The 16407-nt window shown below is 44.6% G+C and carries 18 protein-coding genes; 10 read left to right on the top strand and 8 right to left on the bottom strand.

The window, feature by feature from the left end:
• Window positions 1-104: 104 nt before the first annotated feature.
• Together CBX98_RS04105 and CBX98_RS04100 are read right to left on the bottom strand one after the other, a co-directional pair.
• The gene (locus CBX98_RS04105; protein WP_047009542.1) at window positions 105-932 is read right to left on the bottom strand and encodes an SDR family oxidoreductase; all 828 of its coding nucleotides are present in this window, start codon (window positions 930-932) and stop codon (window positions 105-107) included.
• A gap of 40 nt (window positions 933-972) precedes the next feature.
• Entirely contained in the window at window positions 973-1887 is a 915-nt protein-coding gene (locus CBX98_RS04100; RefSeq protein WP_109168624.1) for a TIGR01777 family oxidoreductase, read from the bottom strand.
• Between the two features lie 252 nt (window positions 1888-2139).
• On the opposite strand from CBX98_RS04100, the gene CBX98_RS04095 reads away from it, so the two are divergent.
• From CBX98_RS04095 to yfcE, 6 genes are all read left to right on the top strand, one after another.
• Entirely contained in the window at window positions 2140-2874 is a 735-nt protein-coding gene (locus tag CBX98_RS04095) for a DUF1538 domain-containing protein (protein WP_046874270.1), read from the top strand.
• A complete protein-coding gene (locus CBX98_RS04090) occupies window positions 2871-3662 on the top strand; it encodes a DUF1538 domain-containing protein (protein ID WP_046874269.1) in 792 nt (263 codons plus the stop codon). The genes CBX98_RS04095 and CBX98_RS04090 overlap by 4 nt, the downstream gene beginning before the upstream one ends.
• Window positions 3652-4002, top strand: a complete 351-nt coding sequence (locus CBX98_RS04085) for a P-II family nitrogen regulator (RefSeq protein ID WP_005393077.1) — start codon at window positions 3652-3654, stop codon at window positions 4000-4002. The genes CBX98_RS04090 and CBX98_RS04085 overlap by 11 nt, the downstream gene beginning before the upstream one ends.
• Window positions 3999-4406, top strand: coding sequence for a CBS domain-containing protein (locus CBX98_RS04080; protein ID WP_109168623.1), 408 nt, complete (start codon window positions 3999-4001; stop codon window positions 4404-4406). Before CBX98_RS04085 ends, CBX98_RS04080 begins: the two co-directional genes overlap by 4 nt.
• A gap of 149 nt (window positions 4407-4555) precedes the next feature.
• The gene (locus CBX98_RS04075; RefSeq protein ID WP_005393073.1) at window positions 4556-4765 is read left to right on the top strand and encodes a hypothetical protein; all 210 of its coding nucleotides are present in this window, start codon (window positions 4556-4558) and stop codon (window positions 4763-4765) included.
• 64 nt (window positions 4766-4829) lie between these two features.
• Window positions 4830-5375: a phosphodiesterase gene (gene yfcE, locus CBX98_RS04070; RefSeq protein WP_005393071.1), complete on the top strand. Its 546-nt coding sequence runs from the start codon at window positions 4830-4832 to the stop codon at window positions 5373-5375.
• A gap of 39 nt (window positions 5376-5414) precedes the next feature.
• On the opposite strand, the gene CBX98_RS04065 is transcribed toward yfcE, so the two are convergent.
• Genes CBX98_RS04065 through CBX98_RS04050 form a run of 4 tightly spaced genes read right to left on the bottom strand, consistent with a single transcriptional unit; the run spans window position 5415 to window position 7921 of the window.
• Window positions 5415-5693 (bottom strand): SelT/SelW/SelH family protein, encoded by a 279-nt coding sequence (locus CBX98_RS04065; RefSeq protein WP_005382088.1) that lies wholly within the window; start codon window positions 5691-5693, stop codon window positions 5415-5417.
• Between the two features lie 21 nt (window positions 5694-5714).
• Entirely contained in the window at window positions 5715-6470 is a 756-nt protein-coding gene (locus tag CBX98_RS04060; protein ID WP_109168622.1) for a sulfite exporter TauE/SafE family protein, read from the bottom strand.
• 46 nt (window positions 6471-6516) lie between these two features.
• Window positions 6517-7032 carry a transmembrane regulator ToxS gene (gene toxS / locus CBX98_RS04055; RefSeq protein ID WP_005393067.1) on the bottom strand — a complete coding sequence of 172 codons (516 nt, stop codon included), beginning with the start codon at window positions 7030-7032 and terminating at the stop codon, window positions 6517-6519.
• A 10-nt stretch (window positions 7033-7042) separates the two neighbouring features.
• Entirely contained in the window at window positions 7043-7921 is an 879-nt protein-coding gene (locus CBX98_RS04050; RefSeq protein ID WP_005393065.1) for a transcriptional regulator, read from the bottom strand.
• 271 nt (window positions 7922-8192) lie between these two features.
• Here CBX98_RS04050 and htpG point away from each other — a divergent pair, with 271 nt between their 5' ends.
• The 3 genes from htpG to hemH all read left to right on the top strand — a co-directional run bounded on the left by htpG (window position 8193) and on the right by hemH (window position 12195).
• Window positions 8193-10097, top strand: a complete 1905-nt coding sequence (htpG, locus tag CBX98_RS04045) for a molecular chaperone HtpG (protein WP_005393063.1) — start codon at window positions 8193-8195, stop codon at window positions 10095-10097.
• Between the two features lie 321 nt (window positions 10098-10418).
• Window positions 10419-11063, top strand: coding sequence for an adenylate kinase (gene adk / locus CBX98_RS04040; protein WP_005393061.1), 645 nt, complete (start codon window positions 10419-10421; stop codon window positions 11061-11063).
• A 169-nt stretch (window positions 11064-11232) separates the two neighbouring features.
• A complete protein-coding gene (hemH, locus tag CBX98_RS04035; protein WP_109168621.1) occupies window positions 11233-12195 on the top strand; it encodes a ferrochelatase in 963 nt (320 codons plus the stop codon).
• Window positions 12196-12238: 43 nt separating this feature from the next.
• Here the strand turns inward: hemH and CBX98_RS04030 are convergent, their stop codons facing one another.
• On the bottom strand, window positions 12239-13627 hold the full coding sequence (locus CBX98_RS04030; protein ID WP_104969167.1) for a peptide MFS transporter: 1389 nt from the start codon (window positions 13625-13627) through the stop codon (window positions 12239-12241).
• Between the two features lie 334 nt (window positions 13628-13961).
• Here CBX98_RS04030 and rfaH point away from each other — a divergent pair, with 334 nt between their 5' ends.
• Window positions 13962-14462, top strand: coding sequence for a transcription/translation regulatory transformer protein RfaH (rfaH, locus tag CBX98_RS04025; RefSeq protein WP_005393056.1), 501 nt, complete (start codon window positions 13962-13964; stop codon window positions 14460-14462).
• Between the two features lie 148 nt (window positions 14463-14610).
• Here rfaH and asnB read toward each other — a convergent pair whose 3' ends face one another.
• The gene (gene asnB, locus CBX98_RS04020) at window positions 14611-16275 is read right to left on the bottom strand and encodes an asparagine synthase B (RefSeq protein ID WP_005393054.1); all 1665 of its coding nucleotides are present in this window, start codon (window positions 16273-16275) and stop codon (window positions 14611-14613) included.
• Window positions 16276-16407 lie beyond the last annotated feature (132 nt).

Below are 16407 nucleotides of genomic sequence, written 5' to 3'. Positions count from 1 at the left end.
CTGAATTGCGTAGAAATTGATTCGTTTGCTTGAGGTTTTTTTAACCTACATGCTCATAATGACATCACATTGTTACGATGAAATTACATTGTGACAAAACTTTTTTATGCAGCTTGTCGCAAAATTTTATCAAGCACACGGGTTGGTAATAACCTTTTCAAGATTGCGAATAATTTAGTCGGCGTAGTAATTCGATAGCGAATTTTAGGTGAAGCGCTAGTTAATGCATGAAGAACAGGTGCGACACAGGACTCTGCAGGTAAAACAAATCGATTATTAGATTTGTCTTTGTTGAGTCGCTCTCTTTGTCCTTCATAGGCGAGGCGGTGAGGGCTGGATTCAATATCAATCCACTTCTCGAAGGCTTTTAATGCATTGTTTCTAAATTGAGTTTCGATAGGCCCAGGTTCTATCAATGCCACTTTGATATTCGTATCCGCAAGCTCTAGCCGTAGTGTGTCAGTCCAGCCTTCTAGGGCAAACTTTGACGCATTGTAGGCGCCGCGGTATTTCATTGCAGCAAAGCCAAGAACAGAACTGTTTTGTATTATGCGTCCTTCACCTTGTATGCGCATGTGAGGAAGCACTTCTCTGACTAACTGGTGCCAACCAAAAAAGTTGGTCTGAAATTGAGCTTGAAGAGCCTCGGTGGGCAAGTCTTCCAATGCACCGGGCTGGCCATAGGCACCATTATTGAACACGGCATAAAGCTTACCCTCTGCTAGCTCTAATGCTTGCTTCACGCCCGAAGAAATACTTTCAGGGCTGTTTAGGTCTAGCTTGATGCAGGTTAGCCCTTCATTAATTAGACGTTGGACATCTTGCTCTTTCCTACAAGATGCAATGACATGAAATCCCTCGTTTTGCAGGGCGTGAGCGCACACGTAACCGATACCGGTTGAGCAACCCGTAATAAGAATCGACTTTTTCATAAACTAAGCCTCAAGCAACATTGAATGAGGTCATCATTCATCAGCTCCGGTCATGAAGCAAGTGCTTGAGTGCTGGCTCTATTCTGGAGTAGCTAAATTTGAAGCCAAGTTCGGTGAGCTTTTTGGGTTTGGCTCTCATGCTATCGAATAATAAGCAGGAAGATTCACCCATTAGGAGTTCCATCGCCCATTTAGGCGTGAACAAGATATGTGGTCGTTTCAGCGTTTTTGCCAACGTGCCGCTAAAGATACGGTTAGTCACAGGGTGAGGTGCACACATATTGAACGCACCATGGGCATGTGGTGTTTCAAGCAAGTACATGATGGCGCGGACCATATCCAGAATGTGAATCCAAGGCATGTACTGATTACCGTTCCCGAGCGGGCCGCCTACGCCAAGTTTGTAAGGTAAGAGCATTTTCGCCAAAGCCCCGCCATTAATGCCGAGTACTACGCCAGTTCGCAATAGACAAACACGTGTTTGTTCAGACTCTGCGCGTTTGGCTATTTGCTCCCACTTTGCACAAACCTCGTGAGGAAAGTCTTCACTGTTAACATGCAGGCACTCATCAAACGGGTGGTCTTGTTGATCGCCATAGTAACCAACGGCCGAGCCACTAATAAAAACTGCGGGAGGCTCTGTGCTGGCATGGATCAGCTCAACGATTTGTTCGGTAATTTTCCAGCGACTTTTGCAGATTTTTTCTTTCTGCTCGCTGGTCCATCTTTTATCTGCGATAGGCTCACCCGCAAGATTAATTATGGCATCAATGTGATTGAGGTCGGCGAATGACTCAAGCGAGTCAAGGTATTCGATATTACCCAAATCAGCGTGTTGGAGGCGTTGTTTTGCTTGCTCTGGAGAGCGTGTAAGTAGCATAACTTGGTGAGTGGATAGCAGCTTGAGCAACTCCGAACCAATAAACCCAGTGCCACCTGTGAGTAATATCTTCATGTTATCTCTTTGAATGTACACGTATTAGAACATTATAGTCGTTTTGTGCTGAGCTTGATCATCTCAAGACTATTATTTCTAGGATAGTGGCAAGCCTGTAGAGAGGCTACTGACTTCACATATTGAAAAAATGTAACTAAATGTTATGCATGGCGCTAATTCGTTCACGGTAGGAGAACTAAATCTATGCCAGACTAAAAACATCGCTACCGGAACAAGCGTAATCAGTTTGCACCATCAAGGAGGATAGGTATGGAAGCATTTGTTGCTCTTTTTCGAGCGCTCCTTAATAGTGCTCGCGATCTGCTACCCATCGTTGTTGTTATCACTTTTTTTCAATTAGTTGTTTTGCAAGAGCCACTTCCTAATCTCATCTCCATTCTTTTTGGCTTATTGCTTGTGGTTTTAGGGTTAACGTTTTTTATTTTTGGTCTAGAGCTTGGTCTTTTTCCTATCGGAGAGAGTATGGCTCAAGCCTTTGCAAAAAAAGGCAGCGTATTCTGGTTGTTAGTTTTTGCGTTTTGTTTAGGCTTTGGCACCACGATCGCCGAGCCTGCATTAACGGCCGTAGCAGAAGAAGCATCAGAAGTTGCGGCAGAAGGCGGGATGATCACAAACTCAGAGCAATCCATGCAGGATTATGGACAAGGGCTACGAGTAACGGTGGCACTTTCTGTGGGGATCGCCATCGTTATTGGCGTTCTTCGCATCTTAAAAGGGTGGCCAATTCATTACATGATCATCGGCGGCTACGTCGGCGTTGTCGTCCTGACGTGGTTTGCACCGGAAGCCATTATTGGCGTTGCTTATGATTCTGGAGGTGTGACGACGTCGACTATCACCGTGCCTTTGGTCACTGCACTAGGGGTTGGTTTAGCATCGGCGATTAAAGGGCGCAACCCCATGGTGGATGGTTTTGGTTTAATCGCTTTTGCCTCGCTGCTACCGATGATGTTTGTGATGGTTTACGGAATGGTCGTAACATGATTTCAATTGAACATTTCCTAGACACTTTATTATCGACCGTTCGAGATGTCATTCCCATCGCCAGCATTATTTTTGGTTTTCAGTTAGCGGTGTTAAGGCGTCCAGTTAACAACCTTAAGAAGGTTTTGCTTGGGTTTGTTTATGTGATTCTTGGGCTCGCTCTTTTTTTGCTCGGATTAGAAATGGCTCTGTTTCCGCTCGGAGAGACTATGGCCGTGCAACTGACGGCGCCGGAATTTTTACAAGAGTTTAAAGTCTCTGTGGGAAAAGCCTTAGTGTGGGTCGACTACTATTGGGTGTATACCTTCGCCTTTTTTATCGGTTTTAGTACCACGATTGCTGAGCCTTCTCTCATAGCCGTAGCGATAAAAGCAAACCAAGTTTCTGGTGGCAGCATCAGTATTAACGGCTTACGCGTGGCCGTTGCATTTGGGGTGGCCATTGGCATCGCGCTAGGGAGCTATCGGATTGTTGTCGGTGACCCTATTCACTATTACATCATCGCGGGTTACATCGTGGTTGTGATTCAAACGTTTTATGCGCCAAAGCTTATTGTTCCGCTCGCCTACGATTCTGGAGGCGTCACGACTTCTACTGTCACTGTTCCGCTTGTAACCGCACTAGGGCTGGGGCTTGCTTCTACCGTCCCAGGAAGAAACCCAATGATTGATGGCTTTGGCTTGATCGCTTTTGCCAGTCTGTTTCCTATGATCTCTGTGATGGGCTATGCGCAAATAACCCAATGGCTGAATAAAGATGTCTCGGAGGACGAAGAAAATGCGCTTTAAATTGATACTTGCGTTTGTTGAAGACAGCAAAACAGACAAGGTACTGGACGCTGCTCGCGAAGCTGGCGCGACTGGTGCGACGGTGATTAATAACGCTCGTGGACAAGGCTTAAATCAAAAGCGAACGTTTTTTGGCTTAACGCTGGAAGTACAAAAAGATGTGCTGCTGTTTGTCGTTGAGGAGCACCTTTCTCGACACATATTAGAAACCATCAATGAAGTTGGTGAGTTCGACAGAGAGTCGGGGCAGGGCATTGCTATTCAGATCGATATTGAGGATGCAGTCGGTGTCGCGCATCAAGTAGAGACGTTGACCAAAGTGGTTGAGGATGAGTTATGAGCAGTCAAACGATAATTAGAGTTCGAGATGTAATGGCGGCTACTTATGTCATGGTTGATGGGCTAATGACAGTTTATGAAGGCATAACGTTGGCTAAAAAATACCAAGTAAAAGCGCTGGTGGTGAAAAAGCGAGATGACAACGATGAATATGGCATCGTCTTGATGAATGATATCGCCAAAAAGGTGCTGGCGAATAATCGCTCTCCACAGCGCACGAATATTTATGAGATCATGACCAAGCCCGCTTTGTGTGTCGACCCTGATATGAATGTGAAATATTGTGCGCGCCTATTTGAACGATTTGGCATTAGCCGAGCTCCGGTCATTGAAGATGGGGAGGTCATTGGCATGGTGAGTTATAACAATATTGTCATCAATGGCATGGTGCGAGAAGATGTGTAATAGGTTGATATAAATGAAAAATCAACGCATTTTTTCTCAAGTCAGCGACTGTTACAAAGAACTAAAATATTTAATATATGTTAGGTTGCATATGTGTTGATTCACCATTATTCTTTGCGCCCTAAGTCTATTGTCGAGGAATTTGTATCATGCCTTTAGTCTCTTGCCCTGTGTGTGAGAAACAAATCTCAAAGCGCGCTCACGCATGTCCAGGATGCGGAGAGCCAGACCCGCTGCACCACCTAGCTAAGTCAAAATTTATGTCGATGGTGTTTTGGATACTGGTGTTGGTTGGAACTGCGTATGCCGCATGGTTCTATATTTTGCCTATGGTCATTGAATCATTGCGCTATCAGTAGTCGTTGGTTGAGCTGTCATAAAAATGCCGTAGAATGACCTCGTACTTTGTGAGGAGACGATGTCGTGAAACTATTTTTTGCCTCAGATCTGCATGGCTCTTTGCCAGCAACTAAAGAAACTATTGAGCTATTTTTAGCCTCTGGTGCGGAGCACCTGATTTTGTTGGGGGATACGCTAAACCACGGGCCAAGAAACCCGATTCCAGAAGGTTACAACCCACCGCAGGTGGCGGAGCTATTGAACCAATACAGTGATCAAATTATATCTGTGCGTGGTAACTGCGATAGTGAAGTGGACCAAATGCTATTGAAGTTTCCAATGATGATGGATTACTCGTGGGTGCTACTTGAATCTGGCAAGAGAATCTTTTTGACTCATGGTCACTTGTACAACTCTGAAAAACGGCCGCCACTGCGTGAAGGTGATATCATCGCCCACGGTCATACGCATGTTCCTGTCGCAGAGATGCAAGATGGAGCCATTATATTTAACCCAGGCTCGATGACATTTCCACGTAATGGTTTACCAAGAAGCTTTGGTACTTTAGAAGACAATACGCTAACGGTAAAAACGCCAGAAGGCGAAGTCTTAGCACAAACCATGATTTAACGGTTTTACTAAGTAAAAAAATAGGGAGCGAATTGCTCCCTATTTTGTGTCTGAATGTCCTAAATCGCGTTCTGGGTCGATAATGTCTCTTACGCGCTGTTTTAGCACCTTTGCTTCAGGAAAGCCGCTGTCTTTTTTCCGTTCCCAAATTTGCTGGCCATTGCAGAAAATTTCGAAGCGACCACCCGTATCTGGGTGTAAGCTGATCGTTTCTATTTCTTCGCTAAAAGTATGCAGTAGTTCTTGCGATAGCCAAGTTGAACGCAACATCCAGTTGCATTGGCGGCAGTAATAAATATCAATGATTGCTTTATCCATGAAACTTTCCTTTTAATCGGTTTAAACTAGCAACTTGATACCCACGGCAAACGTGAGAATTTCGAATGCAATTTTAATCACTCGGTTGCTGTATCGAGTCGCGGCCCATGCGCCTAAACTGCCGCCTAGAAATGAGCTTAACAATAAAACAGGCAACCAAGCCCAATGTATCGGAGCGCCAGCTTGGACGACGGCAATGCCTCCAATGCCATTCCAAAACAACCCGACGCAAATCATGGTGTAAGCAACGGCTTGTTTATAGTTATACCCAAACCAGCGCACTAAAAATAGTGTCACGAGCAGACCAGAACCTGCGGTCAGCGACCCGTTGATGATACCGATGAGCATTAGTCCGACACCGCCGATGACCCAACCGATTGGGTGACGGTTACGTATTATTTCTTCTTGGCCTAACGATTTCTTAAACCGTGAATAGATGCCGAGCGCGAGAATCATGCTCCCTAGCATTTTTTCCGCCATACCATCAGGTATTTGGACAATTAGGTTCGCCCCTAAGACTACGCCAATGCTGCCAGAGATTATAAGGTAGAGCGCTATCTTCCATTTAATTGTGCCTGCTTTTAAGTGTGTGCTTGCTGCTCCTAAGCCTAAAGCGACGGAAGCCACTTTATGTGTCCCCAGCGCAACCGAGAATGGTAAGCCGAGAAAGATGAGCAAAGGGAATTGAAGTAAGCCTGCACCGCCGCCAGAAAGCGAAGCCAGAGTATTGGCGATAAGTGAGCCGCAAAAGAGGGTGAGGGTATCTAGCCAATCCATAAGCAAAATAAAGGGGGCGTCTTGCCCCCTTATCATCAAATCAAAGTTAGTTTTTAAACAGCACCGAAGAACCGTGGTTCAAGCTAGTGAGCAATAGCGTTTTTTCGTTCACGACATCAATACGGCGACTTTGCTCAGCATCAAGCTTAAAGATTTGAGTGATCAAACGTAGCTGTGCTTCGGAGAAGTCTTTTGATTGAGAAGATGAAATATCTTTAAACTCAGAAGGCGAAACCAACAAATAGTTGTCACTTACTTCCCAGCGCCCTTTTTCCGAGATATTAATCGTGGATTCTGCCGTTGAACCTTGAGCGAATAGTTTGATATTTGCTACGCGAATATAGTCTCCATTAGGGAGATATTTCACATTTGATTCAACATTAACACGACGCAGTGGGCCGACAGGATCGTCAGGCAAGCTGTCTGTAATGACCGTCACCATGGTTGACTGCCACTCATTGGCAGTGAGGACCTGTTCCACTTTTAGGTCGCTACCCCAATATAACCAACCACTGAAAAGAACGGATACGGCCAAAACCGCAGATGCTAATTTTATCTTCATTCTGGCCTCCTTATTTACAGATATCGGTTGGGTCATTTTGACCAGCGAAAATACGCAATGTCACGTTCTCATATGAATGTTGACTGTCATGAATGTAGTTCAGAATCAGCTGATTGTTCTGGCCACCTGTAGCAATCACTTCTACCGGCATTGAATCTTCTGCATGGTATTTTACGTAGCGTTCAATGCACTGCTCAATGGACGGCAACCAACTATTGATTTGCGGGTGGTTCACTGGCGTCATCACAGGTACATTTTGATACTCACCAATCTGACGGAATTGGGATTCTGCAGGATTGGTGAATAGCAATACACAAATAGGAAGCAGTAGAGACAAAAGAACGATCATACGCGGCAGCCAGTTATTAGTGTTAGCTGCTGGTTTTGGCTGTGCCTTAGGTAGTTCTACTTGAGGCTCTACTTCAGTCGTGGTGTCTGCCGCCGCTTCTGTTGACGGCGCGTCACTTGTTTCTATTTCCGCAGCGTGCGCTTCATTTTCAGAAGTGGCTTCTTCAACGTCAGTATTAGAGTCAGCAGATAATGGGCTTAAGCGTTCCACTGAACAAATGAGTTGATAACCGCGTTTGGGAACCGTTTTAACAAACTCTGGAGATTTTGTTGAATCCTTCAACATCTTACGCAGAGTAGAGATCGCTTGAGTCAGGCTTGAGTCATCCACCTCAAAACCTTGCTCACGCCAAACAAACTCGTGAAGCTCGTTACGGGTTAAAACTTCGTTTGGTCTCTCTGCCAACATCAGAAGTATACGGCTTTCGTTGCTTCCTAATCGTACAACGTCGTTGCCGTTTTGTTGGTCAGCGAGCGAATTACTATTTGGATCAAAGGTGAACCTTTGAGCAAGTAGAAATTTGGTGCCGATGTTAGTCATTTAGTTCTTCTTAGATGGATGATGTTGTAATTATAGTGATTTATGTCACAAAATTACCGAAGCGCATGGAGTGCGCACGACATTTTAGATGCTTTTAGGCTGGTAGGATAATTAAATTTTTCTAAAAAAACACCGTTTTTAGCAATATTGACCTTGAATTTACATTTGTCAGCCACATGTTAAATGACATCTCAGTAAGGTAATTTCAAGGGGAAAGTCACAAACTTATCTTCATGAAAAAGCCAATTAGTTTAGATGTTATGGAGCACACATGAGCGAAACCGTATCTCAAAACAAAGAAACTCGTGGTTTTCAATCAGAAGTAAAACAACTACTGCATTTAATGATCCATTCTCTTTATTCAAATAAAGAGATCTTTTTGCGCGAGCTGATTTCTAACGCATCAGATGCATCGGACAAGCTGCGCTTCCAAGCGCTATCTAACCCAGACTTATATGAAGGTAATGCAGACCTTTGCGTGAAACTGTCGTTTGATGAAAGCGCAAATACCTTAACCATTTCTGATAACGGTATCGGTATGAGCCGCGATGATGTGATCGAGCACTTAGGTACGATTGCAAAATCCGGGACCGCGGAGTTTTTCTCAAAGCTGTCTGAAGAGCAGAGCAAAGACTCTCAGCTTATTGGTCAGTTTGGTGTTGGCTTCTACTCTGCGTTTATCGTTGCTGATGCCGTCACCGTACGCACTCGTGCTGCGGGCCTAGCCGCTGATGAAGCAGTACAATGGCACTCAGCCGGTGAAGGTGAGTACACCATCGAAAACATCACTAAAGAATCGCGTGGTACTGATATCATTCTTCATATGCGTGAAGAAGGTAAAGAGTTCCTAAATGAATGGCGTCTACGTGATGTGATCAGTAAGTACTCGGATCACATTGGCATCCCAGTTTCAATCCAAACTGTTGTTCGCGATGACGAAGGCAAAGAAACGGATGAGAAGAAGTGGGAGCAAATCAACAAAGCTCAAGCACTGTGGACGCGTAATAAATCGGATATCTCAGATGAAGAGTATCAAGAGTTCTACAAGCACGTATCACATGACTTTGCTGATCCATTGGTTTGGAGCCATAACCGTGTAGAAGGTAAAAACGATTACACGAGCTTGCTTTACATCCCATCTAAAGCGCCATGGGATATGATGAACCGCGACCACAAATCAGGCTTGAAACTGTACGTACAACGCGTGTTCATTATGGACGATGCAGAGCAGTTCATGCCGTCTTACCTACGTTTTGTACGAGGTTTAATAGACTCCAATGATCTGCCACTCAACGTATCGCGTGAGATCTTACAAGATAACAAAGTGACTCAGTCTCTACGTAATGCTTGTACTAAGCGTGTGCTAACGATGTTAGAGCGCATGGCTAAGAATGATGAAGAGAAATACCAATCATTCTGGAAAGAGTTTGGTCTTGTGATGAAAGAGGGTCCGGCAGAAGACTTCGCAAACAAAGAGAAAGTTGCAGGCCTATTGCGCTTTGCTTCAACTGAAGTGGATTCTGCGGAGCAAACCGTGGGTCTAGCTGCTTACGTTGAGCGCATGAAAGAAGGTCAAGATAAGATCTACTACTTGACGGCAGACAGCTATGCAGCTGCGAAAAACAGCCCTCACTTAGAGCAGTTCAAAGCGAAAGGCATTGAAGTTATCTTGATGTACGACCGCATTGATGAGTGGCTGATGAACTACTTAACTGAGTTTGACGGCAAGCAGTTCCAGTCAATCACAAAAGCTGGGCTCGATCTAAGTCAGTTTGAAGATGAAGCAGAAAAAGAGAAGCAGAAAGAAACTGAAGAAGAGTTTAAGTCGGTTGTAGAACGCACGAAGTCTTACCTAGGCGATCGTGTGAAAGAAGTTCGTACGACCTTTAAACTCGCGTCTACACCTGCTGTTGTGGTAACGGACGATTACGAAATGGGCACTCAAATGGCGAAGCTTCTTGCAGCGGCGGGTCAGGCAGTGCCAGAAGTGAAGTACATCTTTGAGCTAAACCCTGAGCACGAGCTGGTTAAGCGCATGGCTGACGAAGCGGATGAAGAGGCATTTGGTCGTTGGGTAGAAGTCCTGCTTGGTCAAGCAATGCTTGCAGAGCGAGGCTCAATTGAGGACCCAACGGAGTTCTTAGGAGCTGTTAATAAACTTTTGACTAAGGTGTAATAACCTCAGTACATCAAAAAGCTCGCATTTCGCGAGCTTTTTGTTTGTTGTCGCAAAATTTTGCATCTCAGGTGTTGAGTTAATAATCAATAGGGCGTGAAAGAGGGTATCGTTAACATTCTTTAGTCTTAATACACTCTTTGCGCGGCGAACCTGTGATAGAATCTGCGACTTGAATGTGAGTAATAAGGCGTGTATTTTTGCTCGCCTATATACGTTATACCGAAACTTATCGTTGCGAGTGCTTCTCGGGTTTGATGTCTAAGAAGCCCAGCTATTGTGAGCTTCGGTATAAATCTTAAATATTAAAGAGGATAAATCATGCGCATCATTCTTCTAGGTGCTCCAGGTGCAGGTAAAGGCACACAAGCAAACTTCATCATGGAAAAATACGGTATTCCACAAATCTCTACTGGTGATATGCTTCGTGCTGCTATCAAAGCAGGTACAGAGCTTGGTAAACAAGCTAAAGCTGTTATCGACGCTGGTCAGCTAGTTTCTGATGAAATCATCCTTGGCCTTATCAAAGAGCGCATCGCTCAAGAAGACTGTGCAAACGGTTTCCTACTGGATGGTTTCCCACGTACTATTCCTCAAGCGGACGGCCTAAAAGAAATGGGCGTTGATGTAGACTACGTTATCGAATTTGACGTTGCTGACGATGTGATTGTTGAGCGTATGGCTGGTCGTCGTGCTCACCTTCCTTCTGGTCGTACTTACCACGTTGTTTACAACCCACCTAAAGTGGAAGGTAAAGATGACGTAACTGGTGAAGATCTTGTTGTTCGTGATGACGACAAAGAAGAAACAGTACGTGCACGTCTAGGTGTTTACCACGAGCAAACTGCACCACTAATCAACTACTACGGTAAAGAAGCTGAAGCAGGCAACACTAAGTACCTTAAGTTTGATGGTACTAAGCAAGTAGCTGAAGTTAGTGCAGATATCGAGAAAGCACTTTCTTAATTTGCTGAAGTCAAAAATTTAATATTTTGATATATTGAAAGCGACCCAAGTGGTCGCTTTTTTTAGTTTACTCGTAAACATATATCTAAATAACTTCAAGCTGCAGCGATGCAGCGCTGTGAGGCTATTTAAGTATATGAACCAAGCCGTTTACCATGAATAGGATGTTATGAAAGAGAATAATAAACAGGGTGTACTCCTTGTGAACCTGGGTACTCCTGACGCACCAACCGCTCCTGCCGTAAAGCGCTTTTTAAGTCAGTTTCTTCATGATCACCGAGTGGTAGACATGACTCGATGGCTTTGGTGTCCGCTATTGCACGGCGTTATCCTTCCAATCCGAGCTCCCAAGGTTGCTAAACTCTATCAATCAGTTTGGATGGAAGAGGGCTCGCCACTGATGGTGTACTCTAAGCGTCAAACAGAAAAGTTGGCTCAAAAGCTTGATATGCCAGTCGAACTTGGCATGACTTATGGAAATCCAAGTTTGCAATCAGGTTTTGAAGCGCTGTTGGCTCAAGGGGTAGGGGAAGTCATCGTTTTACCTTTGTATCCGCAATACTCGGGCACAACAACGGCAGCGGTTTCTGATGGAATCACTAAAGCGTTTAAAAACCTGCCCGTGATGCCGGGCTTTAGCTTTATTCGGGATTACTACAATCACCCGAAATATATTGAAGCGTTAGCGCATTCAGTTCGTGAACATTGGCAAGAATATGGTAAGGGAGACTACTTGCTATGTTCTTATCACGGTATTCCAAAACGTTACGCTGATAATGGGGATGTTTACCCTCAGCACTGTGAAGAGACGACTCGCTTGCTCGCTGAAGCGTTAGGGTTAAACGAGCAACAGATAGGTATGACGTATCAGTCTCGATTTGGCCGAGAAGAGTGGTTACAGCCCTATACCGATAAAACCCTAGAGGCACTTCCTGCAAAAGGGGTAAAAAATATCAATGTAGTGACACCAGCATTCTCTTCGGATTGTTTAGAAACGTTGGAAGAGATCTCGGAAGAGTGTAAAGAGATTTTCCTTGAAGCAGGTGGTGAAAGCTTTACCTACATTCCTTGTTTGAACGATAGTGAGCTTCATATAGAAATGATGGCTGAGTTAGTTCACTCTAAGCTTTAGGTACAAAAAAGGGTCGCAAAAGCGACCCTTTTTTGTAGAGCGATTAAGCGACTTGTACTTGCTGCTCTTCGACTTGTTCTGCTGTGCTGTGAGTATTCTCTGCACCATGCATCCAGCGAACGAGCGTATTCGAGAACAGAAGTAGGATGACACCACTCACGGTAGCGCTGACTGCAATGCCACTAAAGATAGCCATTGCGCCCAATTCTCCTACGTGAGATCCCACATAGCCCGCAACGTAGTTTGCAATCGCATTACAGCCAAACCATGCACCCATCATGAGTGAAGCTAAGCGAAGCGGTGCTAACTTGGTCACCAGTGAAAGGCCAATTGGAGATAAGCACAGTTCGCCCAATGTATGGAAGAAGAAAGCACCCACCAGCCACAACATTGATGTTTTTACCGTTGTGTCTCCACCTTGTTCTAGCACAGCGCCAACCATACATAGGAAGCCAATTGCCAAGAAAAATAGTGCCATCGCAAATTTCACTGGCGAAGTGGGTTCTCGTTTACCTAATTTTACCCAAAGGACAGCCAGAACTGGCGCTAGAGTAATAATGAAAAATGGGTTTAGTGATTGGAACCACGCTGCAGGAACTTCAAAACCACCAATCATGCGATCAGTATATTGTTGAGTGTAGATGTTCATCAGACCACCGGCCTGCTCAAAGCCTGCCCAGAAGACGATAGTGAATAAGCTCATGACCAAAATTACTTTTAGTCGGTTTACTTCTTCTTTCGTTAGGGGTTGCTTCGTGGTGGCGTTTTTGTTGTTTAGATCTCGTTTCGCCGCCGGTTCGCGGCCAATATCACCAAGCCATGATTGAGCCAGTACCATTTGCATCACTAGGCTAACCAGCATACCCACACCAGCGGCCACAAAGCCTGCTTTCCAACCGTAAGAGGTTGTCACAGAGCCAGAAACGACGCCGGCGAGTAATGCACCTAAGTTGATCCCCATGTAGAAGATGGTGAATGCACCGTCACGACGGTTGTCACCCTCTTTATATAAATCGCCAACCATGGTTGAGATATTCGGCTTAAAGAGGCCGTTACCAGTGATAAGCAGACCAAGACCTAAATAGAAACTGTGTAGCGAACCAATACCCAGAGCGTCAGCAGGAAGTGCGAGTGTAAACTGGCCGATAGCCATTAACGCGCCACCAAGCAAAATTGAACGGCGTTGACCTAGATAGTTATCCGCTAAGTAACCTCCGATGAGAGGTGTGATATACACAAGACCAGTATAAATACCGTATAGGTCTAGTGCGTCTTTGGTTGACCAGCCAAGGCCGCCATTCATCGTTGTATCTGTAAGGTAAAGTACTAGAATGGCGCGCATTGCGTAGTAAGAAAAGCGTTCCCACAGTTCAGTACCGAACAATAAGAACAAGCCACGAGGGTGGCCGAAATATTGATGTTGGTTTGACATAAGCTCTTCTAATAATAGTTATTACATTTTTTAACGACTTCTACGTATACATTGCAATTTAATGAGTGACAAACAATAAAATTTTGCATTACGACTAAAGTTGTTTGTTAAGTAACTGTTTTTTAGTGGATTTGCAGATGATATGATGGCGTGTTAGCTGTGTTACAAACTTAATTTCCATTTTTGTCTATGGACTTCTTTTCGTAAGCTCTTGAAAAGATGCCGTTAATGCGAGCGATGTATAATCATACTTTTATAGATAAACTGAATGTCAATGACTCAACTTGGGCTTAATGCTAGGATAAAAACAAAATAGAATTGGCTAGTAAAAAAGATGAAACGTTGGTATCTACTTTATTGTAAACGTGGGGAGCAGGTTAGGGCGAAACAGCACCTTGAAAACCAAGGTGTAGAGTGCTTTTATCCAACTGTAGAAGTTGAGAAGATTTTGCGCGGGAAAAGACAAAAAGTCGAAGAGCCGCTGTTTCCTTGTTATGTGTTTGCTTACTTTGATTATGAACAGGGACCTAACTTCACCTCAGTCCGCTCCACTCGAGGGGTTGTTGATTTTGTGCGTTTTGGTGCTCAACCAAAAGAAGTCCAAGGTGACTTAGTCTTTGAATTGATGCAGCTAGAAAAATGCTGTAATGAAAATACCGCTTCTGAGTGTATGCCAAAACCAGGTGATCAAATCCGAGTTAAGAGCGGTCAGTTTGCTGGTATAGATGCTATCTTCCAAGAGCAAGATGGTGAGAAACGCTCAATCATGTTAGTGCAGATGATCACTAAACGAGTGCCTGTCAGTATTGATAACAGCGATTTAGACTTGAAATAGCTAATGTGTACAAACAAAAAAAGAGGTGCTTTGGCACCTCTTTTTTAATCTTGCTGGTAATCACCAGCAGTGGGACGCTGTTTAGCGAGCTTAGCAAAACAACGATGGTTACAGATTAGGAGTAGGGCATGACACCCTACTTAGTCGCTTAGTAAGCGTCGTTATGGACGGTTTGCACCGCACGACCTGACGGGTCTACACAGTTTTGGAATGACTCATCCCATTCAATCGCTTTCGCTGATGAACAAGCTACTGAAGGACCACCTGGCACACACTCAGCCGCTGAAGGTAGTGGGAACAGCTCTTCAAAGATTTCTCGGTACACGTAACCTTCTTTTGTGGTTGGCGTGTTGTATGGGAAGCGGTATTGAGCCGTTTCCATCTGCTGATCCGTCACTTTTTGCTCTGCGACTTCTTTCAACGTATCAATCCAGCTGTAACCTACGCCATCAGAGAACTGCTCTTTTTGACGCCATGCGATCGACTCTGGCAAGTAATGCTCAAAACACTCGCGTAGAATGTGTTTTTCCATTTTGCCGTTGCCACACATCTTATCTGCTGGGTTTAGGCGCATTGCAACGTCGATAAACTCTTTATCAAGGAACGGTACTCGGCCTTCAACCCCCCATGCCGCTAGCGATTTGTTTGCGCGCGCGCAGTCAAACATGTTCAGAGCAAGCAGCTTACGTACCGTTTCTTCGTGGAACTCTTTCGCGTTTGGCGCTTTGTGGAAATATAGGTAACCACCAAAGATTTCGTCAGCGCCCTCACCAGAAAGTACCATCTTAATGCCCATCGCTTTGATCTTGCGACCCATTAAGAACATAGGTGTGGATGCGCGGATGGTGGTCACATCGTACGTTTCGATGTGGTAAATCACGTCGCGAATCGCGTCGAGACCTTCTTGAATTGTATAAGTCATTTCATGGTGAACGGTACCGATTTGGTCGGCAACTTCGCGAGCGGCTTTCAGGTCAGGCGCGCCTTCTAGGCCAACAGCAAAAGAGTGCAGTTGTGGCCACCAAGCTTCAGACTTTTCATCGTCTTCAATTCGCATCGCTGCAAAGCGTTTTGCTACCGCAGATGTAATAGAAGAATCTAGACCACCTGAAAGAAGTACACCGTAAGGCACGTCAGTCATTAGTTGGCGTTTAACCGCTGCTTCTAGTGCTTCAGTCAGTTCTTCTTTGCTGGTGGTGTTACCTTGAACGGCAGCGTATTCGTTCCAGTCACGAACATAGTAACGCGTTGGCTCGGCATCTTTTGAACTGTAGTAGCTACCAGGAGGGAACTCGCTCACTGTTTTACATACTGGAACAAGTGCCTTCATCTCTGATGCAACATAGTAGTTGCCATGCTCATCATGACCTTGATAAAGAGGGATAATGCCAATGTGGTCGCGACCGACTAAGTATTCGTCTTTTTCTTCATCGTACAGAACAAAAGCGAAAATACCGTTTAGTTCTTCAAGGAGATCTGCACCCATATCTTGGTACAGTGCAAGAATGACTTCACAGTCTGAATCGGTTTGAAACTCGTATTTTCCTTCGTAACGAGCACGAATTTCTTTATGGTTGTAGATTTCACCATTGACTGCAAGGATGAGCTTTTTATCAGGGCTGTATAGCGGTTGTGCACCACTATTTAGACCAACAATCGCCAAGCGCTCATGCGCTAAAATAGCGCGCTCTGAAGAGTAAATCCCAGACCAGTCAGGGCCACGATGACGAAGTTTTTTCGACATTTCTAATGCGATAGGGCGCAATGCGGCTGCATCGCTTTTAATGTCTAAAATGCCAAATACTGAACACATACTACATCCTTACTAAACTAAATAATTTCTAATCGGTATGGCTTCAATTTGCCATTACTAGTAAAAAAAGCAACGTTTTGTGATTATAAAAATGATAAAAAGCCTTGTTGTGTAAATATTATTTAATTTAAT

Source organism: Vibrio sp. T9 (genome assembly GCF_003123985.1).
In the GTDB taxonomy this organism is placed as follows: domain Bacteria; phylum Pseudomonadota; class Gammaproteobacteria; order Enterobacterales; family Vibrionaceae; genus Vibrio; species Vibrio diabolicus.
Note: the sequence above shows the minus strand (reverse complement) of the source record. Positions and strands in the feature narration are given on the sequence as shown.